The following is a 17642-nucleotide window of genomic DNA, read 5'->3' on the forward strand; positions in this document are numbered from 1 at the left end:
GTTGTCACTCAGGCTTCGCTGGCGACCACGAGGTAGCCGGCTTCGGCGATTGCCTCGCCGATTTCGGAGGAGGACAGTGCTTCGCTGGAGGTGATCGTGACGGTGGAGATGCCGCCGGCGTTGAGGTCGACGTCGATCTTTTCGACGCCGGAGAGCGCCTCAAGTTCTTCGCTGACAGAGGACACGCAGTGGCCGCAGGTCATGCCGGAAACGTTGACGGTGGTGGAAACGGGGGCCATGGGGTGCTCCTTGTCGCTGGGCCGGGTGTGGTTCCCCGGCCCGGTGGTGTGGTGGGTGGTACGGGTACTAGCGGAGCAGGCGTCCGATGGCATCGGTGGCCTCCTTGACTTTGACATCGATGGCCTCCGCCCGAAGCTCCGGATCCGGTTCGGCGGCGGCGCCGACAACGCAGTGGCCGATGTGCTCTTCGACGAGCCCGAGGCTCACGGCATGAAGGGCCTTGGTGACGGCGGCGACCTGGGTGAGGATGTCGATGCAGTATTTGTCCTCGTCAACCATCCGGGCGATGCCGCGGACCTGCCCTTCGATCCGCTTGAGACGGCGAAGGTAGGCGTCCTTGTTGGACGTGTAGCCGTGTTCATGGGGCGGGGCGTCAAGGGGAACAGTGTCCAGACGCGCCGTGCCGGGGACTTCTGACTCGCTCATGCCCTCAACATATACCCCCCAGGGGTATGTTTCAAGCCCGCGCCCCGGGCAGACGCAACATGTGGAATGTTGCGCAAAACAAAGAGCTCCGGAGTGCGTTATTGGGGGATACGCACTCCGGAGCAGCTTTGGGGTAGGCCGTTCCTCCGGCCTACAGATCGAGCTTACTCGCCGGTAGTGGGGTAACACCAGCGCTCCGAATAAGTACTTTCGCTTTACTTTCTTCCTGCCGGAGCGGCGGCCGGAACCATCAGGATCGGACGTTCCTGATGGTGGCTGAGCCACGCCGCCACGGAGCCGTTCAGCGCGGCGGAGATGCGGTGGCCGATGCCGCGTTCGGGGGTCCCCACCACGATCATGGCTGCGTTGGTGTCCGCGGCCAGCCTGCCGATCGCCCGGGCGGGATCCCCGGCCAGGGTGCGCAGCGTCCAGTCGATTCCCAAGGGCACGCAGAGTGCCTCAACAACGGAACGCAGCTCCTGGGCGGTGGCCCGGATCCGGGCGTCGTCCGCGTCCGGGTGCAGGGACAGGCGGTGCGCGGACCGCGCCGGATCCCACTCCACGAGGTAGCTGGCCTCGTCCACGTAGGCGCAGATCAAGGGCGCGGCGAGGGACTTCGCGAGGGATGCCGCCGTCTGCAGCACTTCCGGATGCTGTCCCGGAACCACACCCACTACAAGAGGCGCCGGGCCGTGGGCGGAGTCGTCAGGCATACTTCATTCTGGCGCCGGGGTGCGGCCCTGAACAGGGGCTTACTTCCCGTTTGCCGGCCCGGGACGGTGCGGGCGCCGTTTGCCGCGGCCTCCCTTGAACAGCCCGGGGGTGGGGCCTACGGTTGAAGGACACAGGAGGAGGTGGCCGCCGTGGAGATCTACATGTGGTGGTTGGATCTGGATTTGGCGAGCAAGGAATGGCTTCGGGAAAACCTGCGGACCATCGAACTGCCCGAGGCCGTGCAGCGGGGAATCGCGGATGCCGGCGGGCCCGGTCCGGCTGAGCCGTCCGCCGGCGTGGCCGTATTGACGGCCGCGGACTGGGACTTCATCGAGACGCAGTCGGAGTTCGTCGACTGAAAGATGCCAACGGCGCGGCAGGGCGTGCCGGCGGGCGCCGGGAGAAAACCGTTGCGGCCTTCCGGCGGGGATGGTTGCATGGACCCCATGGCTACTGCAGAGAGTTACGTCCTGGCGATCGGGACCAAGAAAGGCCTTTGGCTGGCGACCAGCCAGGACCGGAAGGACTGGTCGCTGTCCGGACCGCATTTCCTGATGAGTGAGGTGCCCAGCATCGCCATCGATACCCGCGATGACAGGACCCGGATCCTGGTGGGGGTCCGCTCCGAGCACTGGGGTCCCACGGTTTTCCACTCAGATGATCTCGGCGGAACCTGGACTGAACCCGAAAACGGCGCCATCACGTTTCCCGACGGCACCGACGCCGCCCTGGAACGGATCTGGCAGATCTATCCCGACGCCGACTCCCGCCCGGGCGTCGTGTGGGCGGGCTGCGAACCGATCTCGGTCTGGAAATCCACCGACGGCGGCGAGCACTTTGAGCTCAACCGCGGCCTCTGGGACCATCCGCACCGCAGCGAATGGGGCGCAGGCTATGGCGGCGCTGCGGCGCACTCGATTGTCGTCGACCCCACGGGCGAGAAAGTCCACGTCGCCATGAGCACCGGTGGGGTCTACCGCTCGCTCGACGGCGGCGCCTCCTGGGAGCCGCGCAACAAGGGAATTTCCGCGTACTTCATGCCCGATCCCAACCCGGAATTCGGCCAGTGCGTTCACAAGATCGCGGCCGACGCCGCCGTCGACGGCCGCCTGTACGCGCAAAACCATCACGGCGTGTACCGCAGCGACGACGACGCCGAATCGTGGGAGTCGATCGCCGAAGGGCTGCCGGCGGACTTCGGTTTTGTGATGCTGACGCATCCGCGCCGGGCCGGTACCGCCTGGGTGGTCCCGCTGAAGGCTGACGGCGAACGTATCCCGCCGGACGGGAAGCTGGCGGTGCACCGGACCGATGACGCCGGTGCCAGCTGGAAACGGCTCGATGCCGGGCTGCCGGAAGCCGAGTACAACGCCGTGCTCCGTGATGCTGCCAGCGTCGACGGCGCGGAGCCTGCGGGCGTCTACTTCGGGACGCGCGGCGGCAGTGTCTACGCCAGCGCTGACGAAGGAGAACACTTTACCGAGGTCGCCTCGCACCTGCCGGACGTGCTGTGCGTGCGGGCAGCCGTGGTCTCCACTGCCCTGCTCCCGGCGCAGCCGTGAAGGGGTAAAAACGCATGAACAGCGGCGAGATCAGCGGCGACGCCATGCAGGCAGACTCGGCGATCAGCGTGGTCCTGCCCAGCGTCCTCCAACCGCTCGCCGGCGGGCAGTCCATCCTGACTGCGCCCGCCGAGGCGGCGGTGACGGTGGAGTGGGTGCTGGATACGGTGACCGGGGACTATCCGGCGCTGTCGCGGCGGTTGCGGGACGAAACCGGAAGTGTTCGCCGTTACGTGAATATATACGTCAACGGGAATGAGATCCGGCGGCTGCAGGGTCTGGTGACTGCCGTGGCGCCGGGCCAGGAAGTCCTCATCATCCAGTCGGTGGCGGGAGGCTGACGCCTCAGGCGACCCGCCAGACGCTGCATTCGTCGGCGTTGATGGCCTTGCGCATGCCGGTGTGGCGGTCCATGATCCAGACGACGCCGATTCCGGGGGCCGTTTCCTGAACGCTGCCGCGGCGGATCACGACGTCATCGTAGTTCGGGCCCACCCGCAGGCGGGCCTCGATCTCATCGCCGCGGTGCAGCTGGTCGAGCGCGCGGACGCGGGTTACATGGGCTTTCGCTTCCTTCAACATGGCGGGGCCTCCTGGACTGGAGTCGGTGCCTGCTCTTGCCGGCACTTCCAGTCTCCTGCGCCAATGTTGCGTCCGCGTTTCGGGACGGTAAGGGGCCGGTTAGATTTCGGGGGCGCTGCTGATTCCGGTCCCCATCAGGGCTGCGGCCGCCCTCAGGGGAGCTGGCGTTCGCCCGGGCGCTCGACCCGGAACCACCGGTACCCGTAGCGGTCCAGCGGGACTTCGAAGGCGCCGTCGTCCAAGAGCGGGATGTCCTCGCCGCCGAGCAGGTCCCGGAGCACTGCCCCGGCGAAGGACCGCCCCGCCGCGCCCTTCCCGTCCGGATCCCCCGGGCCGCCTTCCCCGCCCTCCGGCGGGACCACCGAGGCCGTCACAGACGCCGGTTCGGCGCCAAAATTGTGGGCGACCACCACCGTAGAGCCGTCCCACGTGCAGCGGTGCAGCAACACCGCCGGTGAGGCCTGCTTGATGAGGGCAAACCTGCCCCAGCCGAGCTCGGGACATTCCCGGTACCGCTGGATCAGCGTCGCGATAAAGTTCCACAGCGAATCGGGATCCCGTTTCGCGGCCGCGGCGTTGATGCGCGCCGGCCCGAACGGTCCGTCCACGGGCTGGGCGACGAGGTCCCCCGGCGGGGCGGTCGAGAAGCCGCCATTTTCGGTGTGGTCCCACTGCATGGGGGAGCGGACGGCCGAGCGGCCCTTCGCGCGCAGGTCTTCGCCCATCCCGATCTCTTCGCCGTAGAAGAGCACCGGGGTGCCCGGCAGCGAGAACATCAGGGAGTACACCATGCGGATCCTGGCCGGGTCGCCGCCGAGCATGGTGGGCAGCCGCCGCCGCAGTCCGCGGCCGTACATCTGCATATCGGGATCCGGGCCGAAGGCCGCGAAGACCTCCTCGCGTTCGGCATCGCTGAGCTTGTCCAGGGTGAGTTCATCGTGGTTCCGGACGAACATGGCCCATTGGTTGTCGGGATTGATCTTCGGACGGCTGCCGAGCGTCCGGGCCAGCGGCCTGGCGTCCTGCCGGGCCAGTGACAGGTACATGTTCTGCATGGAGAGGAAATCAAACTGCATGTTCAGCTCGTTGCCGGCCGGCCCGCCGAAGTACTTCAGCTGCTCTTTGTATGGAAGGTTGACCTCGCCCAGCAACACGGCACTGCCATGCCGGCGGTTGAGGAAGCTGCGCAGGGCGCTCAGGTACTGGTGCGGGTCGATTTTCGCGGCTTCATCCTTGGGCTCGCCGACCAGCTCCAGGAAGAAGGGCACCGCGTCCAGCCGGAACCCGTCCAGGCCCAGCTGCAGCCAGAATCCCATCGACTTCGCAATCTCGTCCCGCACCTTGGCATTCATCACGTTCAGGTCCGGCTGGTGTTTGGCGAACATGTGCAGATACCACTCACCGGTGGCCTTGTCCTGGGTCCAGATGGACGTTTCCTCGCCGGGAAACACCACCTGGTCCGAGGTGTCCGGCGGCGTGTCCTTCCGCCAGACGTAGTAGTCGCGGTAGGGGTTGTCCACGGACTTGCGCGCCTGGACGAACCACGGGTGCCGGTCGGAGGTGTGGTTGATGACAAAGTCCGCGATCACCCGGATGCCGCGGTCGTTGGCGGTGCGGATGAATTCCACCAGGTCCCCCAGGCTTCCGAGCCGGGGATCCACGCCGTACATGTCGGTGACGTCGTAGCCGTCGTCGCGGTCCGGGGAAGGGTAGAAGGGCATGAGCCAGATGCACGTGATGCCGAGCGCGGCAAGATAGTCCACCCGCTGGATCAGTCCGCCGAAATCTCCGGTGCCGTCGCCGTCGCCGTCGAAGAACGTCTCCGGATCCAGGCAGTAAATCACCGCGTTCTTCCACCAGAGGTCCGAGGTCTCGGCGATTCTCACAGCGCACCGTCCGTTCCGAACGGAGCCGGTCCCGCCGCCGGGCGGAGCTGGGGGAGGACGTGCTCGGCGAAGGCATCGATAAACGGCGTCTGCTCCTGACCGACAAAGTGCAGGTACAGCGCATCGAACCCGAGGTCCAGATAGGACGCCAGCCATTGGGCGTGCCGCCCGGCATCGGCGGAGACGTTGACGGCCGCCCGCACCTGGTCCTCCTGGACACCGGCGCTGACACCGTCGAAATGGGCCGCAGAGGGCAGGTCCCAAGGAATCGGCGGAGCAAAGACGTTGGTGCGCCACTGGTCCTCGGCGATCGCGACGGCCTCTGCCTCTGTCGGCGCCCAGGACAGGTGGACCTGGAGGGCAGCCGGTCCGCGGCCACCGGCGTTCCGGTACGCCGCCAGCGTGTCCTTCAGCTTTCCCGGCGGCTGGTTGACGGTGACGAGTCCGTCGGCCCAGGCCGCTGCCCGGCGCGCTGTTTCCACGCTCACCGCCGGGGCAATGATCGGCGGTTTGATCTCCGGAACGTCCCAGATCCGGGCTTGCTCCACCGTGACGAGGCCGTGGTGCGTGACCACGTCGCCGGCGTGGAGCCGGCGGATGATGTCTACGCATTCCTCCAGCCGGCGCTGACGCGTTTCCTTCGGCGGCCAGGCCTGGCCGGTGATGTGCTCGTTCATATACTCGCCGCTGCCCGGGGCCATCCAGAAGCGGCCGGGAAACATGTCCGCCAGGGTGGCTGAGGCGTGCGCGATGATCGCCGGGTGGTACCGCTGCCCGGGCGCCGTCACCACCCCGAAGCGCAGACCGGTGGTAGCCAGCGCGGCCCCGAGCCAGGACCAGGCGAACCCGGAGTGGCCCTGCCGGGCGGACCACGGCTCAATATGGTCCGAACACATGGCGGCATCGAAGCCTGCCTGCTCGGCCAGTTGAACGTCCTGCAGGAGGCGGCGGGGGCTGATCTGTTCATGCGAGGCGTGGAACCCGATGGTAGCCATCACCCATGTTTACCGCCGGGGCCGGGCCGTGTCGAGGAGCCCCCAGTTGAGGAGCCCCTCGCGAGAAACCACGGCGTGGGGTGGCGGTGCCGGGTCCGCGGCGCAAGAATGGGCGCTATGCACCTGCCGTTGATGCCTCCCATTGCGCCCATGCTGGCCAAAGCACTCCCCGCGCTGCCGTCGCCGGACGCCGGAACGGGCTGGCTCTTTGAGCCGAAATGGGACGGTTTCCGCTCCATCATCTTCCGTGACGGCGACGAGGTGGAGATCGGCAGCCGGAACGGCAAGCCGATGACGCGCTATTTCCCCGAGCTTGTCGAGGCGCTGAAGTCGGAGCTGCCGGAACGCTGCGTGGTGGACGGCGAGATCATCCTGGTGGCGGCCTCCGGGGACCGGCTGGACTTCGACGCGCTCCAGCAGCGCATCCATCCGGCCGCCAGCCGGGTGAAGCTGCTCGCGGAACAGACCCCGGCGCGCTTCGTGGCGTTCGACCTGCTGGCCCTCGGCGACGAGGATCTTACGGGCAAACCCTTCTCCGAGCGCCGCCGGCAGCTGGAGCGCGCACTCGCAGCCAGCGCGGCGCCGGTCCACCTCACAGCCGCGACCTCCGACCGGGACACGGCGCAGCGCTGGTTCCGGCAGTTCGAGGGCGCCGGACTGGACGGGATTGTGGCCAAGACGCTGGAGGGCAGCTACCAGCCGGACAAGCGCGCGATGGTGAAGGTCAAGCACGAACGGACGGCGGACTGCGTGCTCGCCGGATACCGCGTGCACACCTCCGGTCCGGACCGGATCGGCTCGCTGCTCTTGGGGCTCTACGACGACGCCGGGGTGCTGGCGAACGTCGGCGTGGTGGGAGCCTTCCCGATGGCCCGGCGCGCGGAGCTGTTTGCCGAGCTGCAGGAGCTGGTCACCGGTTTTGACGACCACCCCTGGGCCTGGGCCCGGCAGGAGGAGGGGGCGCGAACTCCGCGGAAGGCCGAGGGAAGCCGGTGGAGCGGCGGCAAGGACCTGTCCTTCACCCCGCTGCGGCCCGAGCGCGTGGTGGAAGTGAAGTATGACCATATGGAGGGCGAAAGGTTCCGGCACACAGCCCAGTTCCTGCGCTGGCGTCCGGACCGTGATCCGCGCTCCTGCACCTATGACCAGCTGGAGGAACCGGTGAAGTTCGATCTCGCCGCGGTACTGGGCGCCGCCCGCTAACCGGATAGCCCGCTCACCTGCTCAACGCTTTAACGACGGCGCCCCGCCCCCAAAGGGACGGGCCGCCGTCGTGCGTGCGGAAAAGCTGTGCGGAAGTGCGGATGAAATCCGCTGCCGGTGCGGGGCTACTGCTGGCCGAGCTGTTTGGTGGGGACCCGGAACGTTTCCTTGGCCGTCAGCGCCGCGACCGTGGCGATGAGGCAGATGATTGCGGTGAAGATGGAGATCTGGACCCAGCCGCCGGGCTGGATGCCGCCCATGGCCGCCACGATCGCCGGGGCGAAGCCGGCCATCAGGAAGCCCAGCTGGGTGCCGATTGCGAGGCCGGAGAAGCGGACGTTGGTGCTGAACATCTCGGCGTAGAAGGAGGGCCAGACCGCGTTGGCCGCAGCGTAGCCGAAGGAGAAGAACGCGATTGCCGTAAGGAACATCAGCGCGACGTTGCCGGATTCGAGGCTCAGCAGGAAGACCGGCGTCAGGGATGCGCTGGACAGTGCGCCGTAGATGAAGACGGGCTTCCGGCCGATCTTGTCGGCGAGCATGCCGAAGAGCGGCTGGGTGCCCAGTGCCATGAAGTTGGCGCCGACGACGAGCCAGAGGGTGGTGGTGCCGTCCACGCCGGCGACGTTCTTGGCGTAGCTGATGGCCAGGGTGCCGAAGACGGTGGACACGGCGGCGATGAAGGCGCAGGCGATGACACGCAGGACATCGCGCCAGTGGCTCTTGAGGAGGTCAGCGACGGGGAGCTTGGAGATCTGCTTGGTCTTCTGGGCCTCCTCGAACGCCGGCGGTTCGTGCAGGGTGCGGCGGATGAAGAACGCGACCAGCACAACCACGGCGCTGAGCCAGAACGGGATGCGCCAGCCGATCGTGTACTTGATGTCGTCAGGCAGGGCCAGGACCGGGATGAAGACGAGGGCGGCAAGGATCTGGCCGCCCTGGGTGCCGGTCAGGGTCCAGGAGGTGAAGAAGGAGCGGCGGTTGTCCGGGGCGTGCTCGAGCGTCATGGACGAGGCGCCGGCCTGCTCGCCGGCAGCGGAAAAGCCCTGGCAGAGACGCGCCAGCACCAGCAGGACAGGGGCCCACCAGCCGACCGTCTTGAAGTCCGGCAGGCAGCCGATGGCAAAGGTGGAAGCGCCCATCAGCAACAGCGTGAACATGAGGACTTTCCGGCGCCCTATCCTGTCACCGAAGTGGCCGAGGACAACGGCGCCCACCGGGCGGGCAATGTAGGCAAAGCCGAAGGTGGCGAACGACATGATCGCCGCGTTGGTGTCCGCGTCGGGGAAGAAGACATGCGGGAAGATCAGCGCGGCTGCGGAACCGAAGATGAAGAAGTCGTAATACTCGACGGCGCTGCCCAGGAAGCTGGCAAGGGCCGCCTTCTTCGGCGTCCCTCCTGTGGTTATACCCGGCGTCGTGGACGGGACAGTGTGGCTCATGGTGTTCCTTTGGTGTGACGACGTTGTCGCGGATGGATCAGGAAGGTCTCGGCTGCCGCTTGCTTAAGTGTGGTGCAGCCGGAGGTCCGTGGAAAGACCCGGACTAGTAGCCACATGGTGGAAGCTACTTGTGCGATGTAGCAATCATGACTGTGAGCGCAGTCACTTGTCAACAAAAATAATCACCATCTAGAAATAGCTCTCACTATGTGGGAACATCGATGCATGAGTGTGAATCAAACCACAGAAGTTCCCGCCGCTTCCGGGTATCCGGCGGAAGTCCCTTCGAAGCCTGCAAAGGCCGCCAGGGAGGACTCGCGGACGGACATGGTGGGCAAGGCCTTGGGTCTGCTGGTCCTCCTGGGCGACGAGCCGCGGGGTGCCAGCGCGGCGGAGATCTCCCGCCGCGCGGATCTGCCATTCAGCACCACGTACCGCCTGCTCGGCTCCCTGACGCGGGACGGCTTCGTTGACTACGAGCCGGACGGCCGCCGCTACCACCTGGGGCTGAGGGTCTTCCAGCTTGGCCAGCGCGTCTCCAACCACCACGGCTTCGCGGGTACGGCGCTGCCCATCCTGCGGCGCGTGACCGAGGAAACGGGTGAGGCAACCATCCTCTCCGTGCGGGACGGCATCCACCACCTGACGGTGAACAAGGTGGACGGCCCGCAGACGTTCCGGGTCACGAGCGACCCCGGGCATCTCGGGGCACTTCATACCACCTCAGTGGGCAAGGCACTGGTGGCGTTCGCCGACGACGCCACCCGCGCCCAGCTTGTCGAGGAACTGCCCCTGGAGCCGCTGACGGCGCTCTCCATCACGGACCGCGAGGCTTTCCGGGCCGAAATCGAGCAGGTCCGGCGCCAGGGCTTCGCCACCATGGACGAGGAAAACGAACTCGGCATGCGCGCCGTCGCCGTCCCGGTTTTCAACGCCCAGGGGCACGCCTTCGCCTCGCTGGCCACGGCGGTCCCGGTCTTCCGCCTGAGCATGGAGGCCCTCGTGGCCCTCGTGCCGCTGCTGCAGGCGGCGGCCGCAGAGCTGTCGGCCCGGCTGCCCCAGCGGTGACGGCCGACCAGCCTACGGCCTAAACAAAGCCGCCGGCGTCATAATATGTTCGTCATTCGAACAAAAGTGCAACATGTGAACAAAGTCTGTAATGTAATCCCCATCACCCGGCCCGCCGCGGACGCCGCAAGCGTCGCAGCCCGCCGAGTGTCGTTGTCAAAGGAGCAAACTGGATGAGCAATCGAGCAGAGTCCTTCCTCGTGGGCCTCGTGGGAGACGGCGTCATGCCCTCCCTCACGCCCTACATGCATGAACGCGAGGGCGACGTGCAGGGCCTCCGGTACCTCTACCGCCCCATCGACCTCACCGAACTCGGCCTGCCCGGCCGGGCCGTGGGGGAGTTGCTCTCCGGCGCCCGGAGCCTCGGGTTCAACGGATTGAACATCACGCACCCCTGCAAGCAGCTCGTGCTCGAGTACCTGGATGAGGTCTCCCCCGACGCCCGGCGCCTGGGCGCCGTCAATACCGTGCTGATCCGCGACGGCCGCTTCATTGGCCACAACACCGACTTCTCCGGCTTCGCCGCGGCGCTGGCCTCCGGGCTTCCCGGCGCCACCCTGGATCGCGTGGTGCAGCTCGGAGCCGGCGGCGCCGGCTCCGCCGTCGCCTACGCCCTGCTCACCGCGGGGGTCCGCGAGCTGGACCTCGTGGACACCGACGCGGCCCGGTCCACCGCCCGGGCGGCCGAGCTCGCCGGGTTCTTCCCGGACCGGACCGTCACCGCCCGGACGACGGCGGAGCTCCCGCAGCTCATGCCGCAGGCCGACGGCCTGGTGCACTGCACCCCGGTGGGCATGGCCGCCCATCCGGGGGTTCCGCTGGACATGTCCCTCGTGGAGTCCCGGCACTGGGTGGCCGACATCGTGTACCGGCCGATCGAAACCGAGCTCGTCCGCGAGGCGCGCGCCAAGGGCTGCGAGGTGCTCGACGGCGGCCGGATGGCCGTGGGCCAGGCGGCGGACGCCTTCCGGATCTTCACCGGGCGCCAGGCCGACGCCGACCGCATGCGCTCCCACTTCCTGGAACTTGTGGCCGCGGAAGAGGTGCCCGCCTGATGCGCACCGGGATCGCCACCGTCTGCCTCGCCGGCACCTTGCGGGAAAAAATGCAGGCCTGCGCGGTGGCCGGCTTCGACGGGATCGAGATCTTCGAACAGGACCTCGTGACGTCCCCGCTGAGCCCGGAGGACGTCCGGAAGCTGGCCGCCGACCTCGGCCTGAACCTGGATCTCTACCAGCCGTTCCGGGATTTCGACAGCGTTCCCGAGGACCTGCTCGCCGCCAACCTGCGCCGCGCGGACGCAAAGTTCCGGCTCATGTCCCGCCTGGGCATGGACACCATGCTGCTCTGTTCCAACGTCGGCACCGCCACGATCGACGATGACGATCTCCGGGCGGCACAGCTTTCCCGGCTCGCGGACCTCGCGGGTGACCACGGCGTCAAGGTCGCCTATGAGGCCCTGGCCTGGGGCAAATACGTGAACGACTACGAGCACGCCCACCGGCTGGTTGGGATGGTGGACCACCCCAACCTGGGCACCTGCCTGGACTCTTTCCACATCCTCTCCCGGGACTGGGATACCGCGCCGATCGAAGCCTTCGACCCGGAGAAAATCTTCTTCGTCCAGGTCGCTGATGCCCCCAAGCTGTCCATGGACGTGCTGTCCTGGAGCCGGCACTACCGGGTGTTTCCAGGGGAGGGCCAGTTCGAACTCGCCAAGTTCATGGGCCACGTGGTCCGCGCGGGCTACACGGGACCGGTGTCGCTGGAAGTGTTCAACGACGTCTTCCGCCAGGCCGACGTCGAACGCACCGCCGTCGACGCCATGCGGTCGCTGATCTGGCTCGAAGAGCAGAGCGCCGCCTGGCTCGAGGCAAACCCGGCGAATGCAGCAGGCGGGATGACCAGCGGGGCGGCCGGCCCGGTGTCCGGTGCCCGGCGCCGCTACCCCATGGAGCTGGCCACTCTTCCCCGAGTGGCCGAGCCCGCCGGCTTCAACTTCGCCGAGGTCCGGGCCGGTGACACCGCCGGACTGGAAACCCTGCTGGGCCAGCTGGGGTTTGCGTTCAACGGGCGGCATCGCACGAAGGACGTGCAATTGTGGACCATGGGCCACGCGCGCGTGATCATCAACGAAGAACCGGCAGCCATCGGCACGGCGACCGCTGCCGCCGGTACCGGCCAGCCGGCTCCCGCCGCCCCTGCCATCTCCGCCCTGGGCTTCGACGTCGACTCTCCCGTTATCGCCGCCGCCCGCGCCCAGCAGCTCAAGGCCCCCGCCGTGCCGCGCAAGAGCCAGGCCAACGAGGAAGTCTTCCAGGGCTTCGCCGCGCCGGACTCCACCGAAATCTTCCTCTGCCAGGGCAGCCCGGACGGCACCGCCGCGTGGACCCGGGAATTCGGCGACGGCCTGGACGTCGCCGCGGCGGACCCGGCAGAGCACCCGGGCGCGGTAATCGACCACGTGAACCTCGCGCAGCCGTGGCAGCACTTCGACGAGGCCGTGCTCTTCTACACCAGCGCCCTCGCACTGGAACCGCAGCCCTTCGCCGAGGTGGCCAGCCCCACCGGGCTGGTCAGGTCCCAGGTGATGCTGACGCAGGACCGCGGCGTCCGCCTGGTGCTGAACCTGGCCCCGCTGATCCAGCAGGAAGGGACTGCCGGCACCGGCCACCGTCCCGGCTACCAGGAACACATCGCTTTCGCCGTGGAAGACCTCGTGGCCACGGCCCGGGCCGCACGGGACCGCGGACTGGACTTCCTGCAGATCCCCGCGAACTACTACGAGGACCTCGACGCCCGGTTCGCTCTGGACCCGGAATTCCTGGCCACGCTCCGTGAGCTCAACCTGCTCTATGACCGCGACGCCGACGGTGAATTCCTGCACTTCTACACCGCCACCGTGGGCAGCGTGTTCTTCGAGATGGTGGAGCGCCGCGGTGCCTACGACGGCTATGGCGCCCCGAACGCCCCGGTGCGGCACGCCGTCCAGTACGACCACCTGCACCAGCTGACCCGTACTTCCTGACCCCAGCCGAACAACAAACACATCAACGAAAGGAGGCTGCTGTGCCTGAAGAAATCAACCTCGACGTCTTCAACGCCGACCCGATCACCGAGGACGTGTCCGACGAAGCCACGGAGGCCGCACCAAAGACGTATGCGCCCGCTGGCCATGCCTTGGATACTGCCGCGGAATCGCAGGCGGACCTCAGCGCCGAGATGAAGGCGATCGGCGAAGCGTACGCGCAGGCCCTCAAAGGCGGCGCCCCGGCCGAAACCCAGCCGCGGCTCGACTACGCGCCGTACCGCAGCAGCGTCCTGCGCCACCCCACCAAGGATCTGCACCACGCGGATCCGGAAACCATCGAACTGTACTCGCCGGCGTTCGGGCACATGGACGTGCACGCGCTGGAAGCGGACCTGACCATCGCGCACAACGGCGAGCCGCTCGGCGAACGCATCGTGGTCTCCGGCCGGGTGCTCGACGGCGACGGACGCCCCGTCGCCGGCCAGCTCGTCGAAATCTGGCAGGCGAACTCCGCCGGCCGCTACATCCACAAGCGTGACCAGCACCCGGCACCGCTGGACCCCAACTTCACCGGCGTCGGCCGCTGCATCACGGGCGCGGACGGCTCCTACAGCTTCACCACCATCAAGCCCGGCGCCTACCCGTGGAAGAACCACCTCAACGCCTGGCGCCCGGCCCACATCCACTTTTCCCTGTTCGGGCAGGAGTTCACCCAGCGGATCGTCACCCAGATGTACTTCCCCGGTGACCAGCTGTTCCCGCTGGACCCGATCTACCAGTCGATCGTGGACCAGGATGCCCGCGACCGGCTCGTGGCCACCTACAACCACGAACAGACCAAGCCTGAATGGGCTCTGGCGTACAACTGGGACATCGTCCTGACCGGGTCCAAGCGGACCTGGACCGAAAACGAGGCATTGGGCGCAGGAGGCGATGAGAATGAATAGCAACGCCGTGGGTAAACTCACCCCGACACCGGGCCAGACCGTGGGGCCGTTCTATGGCTACGCCCTGCCCTTCGCCAAGGACCGCGAGCTCCTGGCTCCCGGATCCCCGGGTTCCATCCGGCTCCAGGGCACCGTCTATGACGGCGCCGGGCACCCGATCCCGGACGCGATCCTGGAGATCTGGCAGGCCGACGCGGACGGCAAGGTCCCGCACCGCACGGGCTCCCTGGTCCGGGACGGCTACACCTTCACCGGCTTCGGCCGCAGCGCTGTCGGCAACACCGGCGTCTTTACCTTCACCACGGTGAACCCCGGCCCCACCGAGGAGGGCGCAGCGCCGTTCATCGCCGTCGCCGTCTTTGCCCGGGGCCTGATGAACCGCCTGTTCACCCGCGTCTACCTGCCGGAGGACGAGGAGGCCCTGGCCAAGGATCCGCTGCTCAGCTCGCTTGACCCGGACCGGCGCCGGACCCTGATCGCACGCCGGGATCCAGACGGCGGACTGAGCTGGGACATCCGCCTCCAGGGCGACGGCGAGACCGTGTTCCTGGATTTCAGCAGCGCCGAGGGTGCCTCCAAGTGACCTTCTTCGAAACCGACGGCGACGCCGGCCTGCTGAGTCCCGTGTCGGCGTCGCCGTTTGTAGCGGCGCTGACCGGGGACCGTGCGGTGCTCGCCGCCATCCTCAAGGTCGAGGCCGCCTGGGCGGCGGTCCTGGACGAGGCCGGCCTGGCCCCGGCCGGGTCCGCCGCGGTGGTGGCCGCCGCCGCGGACGTGCAGCGGTACGACGTCGCGGACCTCGCCGTCCGGGCCCAAGGCGGCGGCAACCCCGTCATCCCGCTGCTCGCCGACCTCCGGGAGCAGGTGAGGACCTTGGACACCGCCGGACTCGGCGCCGTCCGCGCCGTTCACACGTCGCTGACCAGCCAGGACGTGCTCGACTCGGCCCTGATGGTGCTGGCCGCCGGAGCCATCCGCGAACTGCTCGCGGAGCTCCGGTCGGCAACGGCCGCCCTCGCCGGCCTCGCCGAAACCCACGGGCACACGCTTTGTGTCGCCCGCAGCCTGACCCAGCACTCGCTTCCCTACACCTTCGGGCTGCGGGCCGCGCAATGGTTCAGCGGGCTGGCCGCCGCGGCCAGCCGGCTTGAGGCCCTCGAACTGCCGGTACAGACCGGCGGCGCCGCCGGGACCCTGGCTTCCGGCACTGTACTTATTGACGGCGCTGTACTCACTGGCGGCACTGGGCCGGCCGCAGGGGCACTGTCCCCGTTTGACCTCGCCGACCGGCTGGCCGCCCGCCTGGGCCTCGCTCCCGTTCCGGCCCCCTGGCACACCAACCGGCTGGCCGTAACCTCGCTCGGCGACGCGCTGGCGGCGCTGACCGACGCGGCCGGAAAGGTCGCCGCGGACGTCCTGTTCCTCAGCCGGCCCGAAGTTGCCGAGGTCGCGGAACCGCGCGTCGCGGGGCGCGGCGTGTCCTCGGCCATGCCGCAGAAGCAGAACCCCGTGCTCTCCGTGCTGATCCGCAGCGCCGCCCTGCAGGCCCCGGCACTGGCCGCACAGCTGCATCTCGCGGCCGCCAATTTCAACGACGAACGCCCCGACGGCGCCTGGCACAGCGAATGGGCGGCCCTGCGCCAGCTGCTGCGCGTGGCCCTCGGCGCCGCGGTGCAGCTGCGCGAACTGGCCGAAGGGATGTCGGTCTTCCCCGGAGCGATGCGCCGCAACCTCGAGCTCGGCGGCCCGCTGTTGCTCTCCGAAGCCGTCAACGCCGCCGTCGCACCGCTTTTGGACGGGACCGTTGTGGACGGGAACGGCGCCGGCCCGGGAGCAGCCCGGACCGGGAAACAGCGGCTCCAGGCCGTCGTGGACGAAACGCTCCTGGCCCCGGCTGCGGAGCAGGCGGACACCTACCGGGCACTGCTCCGCGCCGCTGTCCCGGAGGAGCTGCTCAGCGACGCCCGGCTTGAGGAACTTTTGAACCCGGCCAACTACCTCGGCCAGGCCGTTGAGATCTCCCGCCGCATCCTCGCGGCCTATCCGGAATACACCGGCCACGCCAGCGCCCTCGCCCACCACATCCAGAACGGAGCTTCCCGTGGCTAGACCCACCGTCAAAGCAGTCCTGCTGTCGCCCCAGCGCGAACTCGGCGACAAGCCCCTCCTCATCGTCGGGCCCTCGCTCGGAACATCCTCCCTGCTGTGGAGCCAGGCCGGCACATTGCTGGGCGCCGACGTCGACGTCATCGCCTGGGATCTGCCCGGGCACGGCGTCTCGCCCGCGGCGGAGGAGACCTTCACGGTCGCCGACCTCGCGGATGCCGTGATCGGCCTGGTCGATTCGATCGCCCCGGGCGCGCGTTTCCACTACGCCGGGGTATCCCTCGGCGGCGCCACCGGACTGCAGCTTGGCATCAAGCACGGCGACCGGCTCAAGAGCCTCTCCGTGCAGTGCTCCGGCGCGAAGCTCGGCACTGCCGAGGGGTGGCTGGAACGCGCCGAAACCGTGCGCACGCAGGGCACCCCGGTGATGATCCAGGGTTCCGCGCAGCGCTGGTTCGCGCCGGGCTTCATGGAGAGCCAGCCGGAGCTCAGCGGCCGGCTCCTGCACAGCCTCCGGGACGCCGACCGCTTCAGCTACGCCTTCTGCTGCGAGTCCCTGGCCGGCTTCGACGTGCGGGACCAGCTCGGCACCATCCGCGTCCCCACCCAGGTTGTGGCGGGCGCCCTGGACGACGTCGCCCCGCCGTCGATGGCCGGGGAAGTCGCCGCGGGCATCACCTCCGGCGGCGGCACTGCCACGGCCGTCAGCCTGGAGGGCGTGGCACACCTGGCGCCGTTCGAGGCACCGGGCCACGTCGCCGAACTGCTCAAGGGCCTCATCACCTGGACCGAGACCCAGGGAGCGGGAGCATGACCCTCTCCGAAACCGGCAGTGCCGAATTCAACGGGCCCGAACGCAACGGTGTGGTCCAGCCCGGCGCGACCAGCCAGGAGATCTACGACGGCGGCATGAAAGTCCGCCGTGAGGTCCTCGGCGCCGCGCATGTGGACCGCGCCAACGCCAACAAGGATTCCTTCACCGAGGACTTCCAGGACATGATCACCAGGATCGCCTGGGGCGGCATCTGGACCCGGCCCGGGATCAGCCGCCAGATGCGCTCAGCCGTGACCCTGACCGCCATGGTGGCCCACGGGCACTGGGAAGAACTGGCCATGCACATCCGCGCCGCCATCACCAACGGCCTGAGCCGGGACGAGATCAAGGAAATCCTGCTCCAGACCGCCATCTACTGCGGGGTCCCCTCCGCCAACACCGCGTTCAAGACCGCCCAGCAGGTCTTCCATTCCATGGACGACGCAGCCATGGACGAAGCAGAAACGGACAAGAACCCATGAATCAGGCATTTATCTATGACGCTGTGAGGACGCCGTTCGGGAAGTTCGGTGCCGGCCTCGCCGGGGTCCGCCCGGATGACCTTGCCGCGCACGTGATCCGGGAATCCGTGAAGCGCGCCCCGGCCCTCGACGTGGAGCGGATCG

The 17642-nt window shown here is 68.1% G+C and carries 19 protein-coding genes and 1 pseudogene; 13 read left to right on the plus strand and 7 right to left on the minus strand.

The window, feature by feature from the left end; translation table 11 throughout:
- Positions 1-8: 8 nt before the first annotated feature.
- From AC1DZV_RS11445 to AC1DZV_RS11455, 3 genes are all read right to left on the minus strand, one after another.
- Positions 9-239: a heavy-metal-associated domain-containing protein gene (locus tag AC1DZV_RS11445; protein ID WP_243178110.1), complete on the minus strand. Its 231-nt coding sequence runs from the start codon at positions 237-239 to the stop codon at positions 9-11.
- A 67-nt stretch (positions 240-306) separates the two neighbouring features.
- Positions 307-666, minus strand: a complete 360-nt coding sequence (locus AC1DZV_RS11450; RefSeq protein ID WP_230012592.1) for a metal-sensitive transcriptional regulator — start codon at positions 664-666, stop codon at positions 307-309.
- 215 nt (positions 667-881) lie between these two features.
- On the minus strand, positions 882-1379 hold the full coding sequence (locus tag AC1DZV_RS11455) for a universal stress protein (protein ID WP_476951665.1): 498 nt from the start codon (positions 1377-1379) through the stop codon (positions 882-884).
- Between the two features lie 150 nt (positions 1380-1529).
- Here AC1DZV_RS11455 and AC1DZV_RS11460 point away from each other — a divergent pair, with 150 nt between their 5' ends.
- The 3 genes from AC1DZV_RS11460 to AC1DZV_RS11470 all read left to right on the plus strand — a co-directional run bounded on the left by AC1DZV_RS11460 (position 1530) and on the right by AC1DZV_RS11470 (position 3283).
- The gene (locus AC1DZV_RS11460) at positions 1530-1739 is read left to right on the plus strand and encodes a hypothetical protein (RefSeq protein ID WP_476951664.1); all 210 of its coding nucleotides are present in this window, start codon (positions 1530-1532) and stop codon (positions 1737-1739) included.
- A 78-nt stretch (positions 1740-1817) separates the two neighbouring features.
- Positions 1818-2942, plus strand: a complete 1125-nt coding sequence (locus AC1DZV_RS11465) for a WD40/YVTN/BNR-like repeat-containing protein (RefSeq protein ID WP_476951663.1) — start codon at positions 1818-1820, stop codon at positions 2940-2942.
- Positions 2943-2956: 14 nt separating this feature from the next.
- Positions 2957-3283 carry a MoaD/ThiS family protein gene (locus tag AC1DZV_RS11470; protein WP_476951662.1) on the plus strand — a complete coding sequence of 109 codons (327 nt, stop codon included), beginning with the start codon at positions 2957-2959 and terminating at the stop codon, positions 3281-3283.
- 4 nt (positions 3284-3287) lie between these two features.
- Here the strand turns inward: AC1DZV_RS11470 and AC1DZV_RS11475 are convergent, their stop codons facing one another.
- The 3 genes from AC1DZV_RS11475 to AC1DZV_RS11485 form a co-directional block, all read right to left on the minus strand.
- Positions 3288-3524, minus strand: coding sequence for a hypothetical protein (locus tag AC1DZV_RS11475; RefSeq protein ID WP_018775353.1), 237 nt, complete (start codon positions 3522-3524; stop codon positions 3288-3290).
- A 152-nt stretch (positions 3525-3676) separates the two neighbouring features.
- Positions 3677-5410, minus strand: a complete 1734-nt coding sequence (locus AC1DZV_RS11480; protein ID WP_476951661.1) for an alpha-amylase family protein — start codon at positions 5408-5410, stop codon at positions 3677-3679.
- Positions 5407-6405: a TIGR03885 family FMN-dependent LLM class oxidoreductase gene (locus tag AC1DZV_RS11485; protein WP_476951660.1), complete on the minus strand. Its 999-nt coding sequence runs from the start codon at positions 6403-6405 to the stop codon at positions 5407-5409. Before AC1DZV_RS11485 ends, AC1DZV_RS11480 begins: the two co-directional genes overlap by 4 nt.
- A gap of 117 nt (positions 6406-6522) precedes the next feature.
- Between AC1DZV_RS11485 and AC1DZV_RS11490 the strand changes: the two genes are divergently transcribed.
- Positions 6523-7608, plus strand: coding sequence for an ATP-dependent DNA ligase (locus AC1DZV_RS11490; RefSeq protein WP_223914914.1), 1086 nt, complete (start codon positions 6523-6525; stop codon positions 7606-7608).
- Positions 7609-7733: 125 nt separating this feature from the next.
- On the opposite strand, the gene AC1DZV_RS11495 is transcribed toward AC1DZV_RS11490, so the two are convergent.
- Entirely contained in the window at positions 7734-9050 is a 1317-nt protein-coding gene (locus AC1DZV_RS11495; RefSeq protein ID WP_476951659.1) for an MFS transporter, read from the minus strand.
- Positions 9051-9275: 225 nt separating this feature from the next.
- On the opposite strand from AC1DZV_RS11495, the gene AC1DZV_RS11500 reads away from it, so the two are divergent.
- The 9 genes and pseudogenes from AC1DZV_RS11500 to AC1DZV_RS11540 form a co-directional block, all read left to right on the plus strand.
- Complete coding sequence (locus tag AC1DZV_RS11500; protein WP_476951658.1) at positions 9276-10118, plus strand: IclR family transcriptional regulator; 843 nt, start codon at positions 9276-9278, stop codon at positions 10116-10118.
- A 173-nt stretch (positions 10119-10291) separates the two neighbouring features.
- Complete coding sequence (locus tag AC1DZV_RS11505) at positions 10292-11173, plus strand: shikimate dehydrogenase (protein WP_476953752.1); 882 nt, start codon at positions 10292-10294, stop codon at positions 11171-11173.
- Positions 11173-13146: a bifunctional sugar phosphate isomerase/epimerase/4-hydroxyphenylpyruvate dioxygenase family protein gene (locus tag AC1DZV_RS11510; RefSeq protein WP_476951656.1), complete on the plus strand. Its 1974-nt coding sequence runs from the start codon at positions 11173-11175 to the stop codon at positions 13144-13146. The genes AC1DZV_RS11505 and AC1DZV_RS11510 overlap by 1 nt, the downstream gene beginning before the upstream one ends.
- A 41-nt stretch (positions 13147-13187) precedes the next feature.
- On the plus strand, positions 13188-14096 hold the full coding sequence (gene pcaH / locus AC1DZV_RS11515; RefSeq protein WP_476951655.1) for a protocatechuate 3,4-dioxygenase subunit beta: 909 nt from the start codon (positions 13188-13190) through the stop codon (positions 14094-14096).
- Positions 14089-14679, plus strand: a complete 591-nt coding sequence (gene pcaG / locus AC1DZV_RS11520; protein ID WP_476943103.1) for a protocatechuate 3,4-dioxygenase subunit alpha — start codon at positions 14089-14091, stop codon at positions 14677-14679. Before pcaH ends, pcaG begins: the two co-directional genes overlap by 8 nt.
- Positions 14676-16205, plus strand: a complete 1530-nt coding sequence (locus tag AC1DZV_RS11525) for a lyase family protein (protein ID WP_476953753.1) — start codon at positions 14676-14678, stop codon at positions 16203-16205. Before pcaG ends, AC1DZV_RS11525 begins: the two co-directional genes overlap by 4 nt.
- Complete coding sequence (locus AC1DZV_RS11530; RefSeq protein ID WP_476953754.1) at positions 16198-17016, plus strand: alpha/beta fold hydrolase; 819 nt, start codon at positions 16198-16200, stop codon at positions 17014-17016. Before AC1DZV_RS11525 ends, AC1DZV_RS11530 begins: the two co-directional genes overlap by 8 nt.
- On the plus strand, positions 17013-17498 hold the full coding sequence (gene pcaC, locus AC1DZV_RS11535; protein ID WP_459385909.1) for a 4-carboxymuconolactone decarboxylase: 486 nt from the start codon (positions 17013-17015) through the stop codon (positions 17496-17498). Before AC1DZV_RS11530 ends, pcaC begins: the two co-directional genes overlap by 4 nt.
- Positions 17495-17642: pseudogene (locus AC1DZV_RS11540) on the plus strand (3-oxoadipyl-CoA thiolase); the annotation flags it as partial. The gene pcaC and the pseudogene AC1DZV_RS11540, both read left to right, overlap by 4 nt.

This window comes from Arthrobacter sp. P1_D12 (genome assembly GCF_056406175.1).

What these genes read in the sequence shown, in the direction of transcription:
- AC1DZV_RS11445 (WP_243178110.1), bottom strand. Translation starts at nt 239, where the DNA reads ATGGCCCCCGTTTCCACCACCGTCAACGTTTCCGGCATGACCTGCGGC.
- AC1DZV_RS11450 (WP_230012592.1), bottom strand. Translation starts at nt 666, where the DNA reads ATGAGCGAGTCAGAAGTCCCCGGCACGGCGCGTCTGGACACTGTTCCC.
- AC1DZV_RS11455 (WP_476951665.1), bottom strand. Translation starts at nt 1,379, where the DNA reads ATGCCTGACGACTCCGCCCACGGCCCGGCGCCTCTTGTAGTGGGTGTG.
- AC1DZV_RS11465 (WP_476951663.1), top strand. Translation starts at nt 1,818, where the DNA reads ATGGACCCCATGGCTACTGCAGAGAGTTACGTCCTGGCGATCGGGACC.
- AC1DZV_RS11470 (WP_476951662.1), top strand. Translation starts at nt 2,957, where the DNA reads ATGAACAGCGGCGAGATCAGCGGCGACGCCATGCAGGCAGACTCGGCG.
- AC1DZV_RS11475 (WP_018775353.1), bottom strand. Translation starts at nt 3,524, where the DNA reads ATGTTGAAGGAAGCGAAAGCCCATGTAACCCGCGTCCGCGCGCTCGAC.
- AC1DZV_RS11485 (WP_476951660.1), bottom strand. Translation starts at nt 6,405, where the DNA reads ATGGCTACCATCGGGTTCCACGCCTCGCATGAACAGATCAGCCCCCGC.
- AC1DZV_RS11490 (WP_223914914.1), top strand. Translation starts at nt 6,523, where the DNA reads ATGCACCTGCCGTTGATGCCTCCCATTGCGCCCATGCTGGCCAAAGCA.
- AC1DZV_RS11495 (WP_476951659.1), bottom strand. Translation starts at nt 9,050, where the DNA reads ATGAGCCACACTGTCCCGTCCACGACGCCGGGTATAACCACAGGAGGG.
- AC1DZV_RS11500 (WP_476951658.1), top strand. Translation starts at nt 9,276, where the DNA reads ATGAGTGTGAATCAAACCACAGAAGTTCCCGCCGCTTCCGGGTATCCG.
- AC1DZV_RS11505 (WP_476953752.1), top strand. Translation starts at nt 10,292, where the DNA reads ATGAGCAATCGAGCAGAGTCCTTCCTCGTGGGCCTCGTGGGAGACGGC.
- AC1DZV_RS11510 (WP_476951656.1), top strand. Translation starts at nt 11,173, where the DNA reads ATGCGCACCGGGATCGCCACCGTCTGCCTCGCCGGCACCTTGCGGGAA.
- pcaG (WP_476943103.1), top strand. Translation starts at nt 14,089, where the DNA reads ATGAATAGCAACGCCGTGGGTAAACTCACCCCGACACCGGGCCAGACC.
- pcaC (WP_459385909.1), top strand. Translation starts at nt 17,013, where the DNA reads ATGACCCTCTCCGAAACCGGCAGTGCCGAATTCAACGGGCCCGAACGC.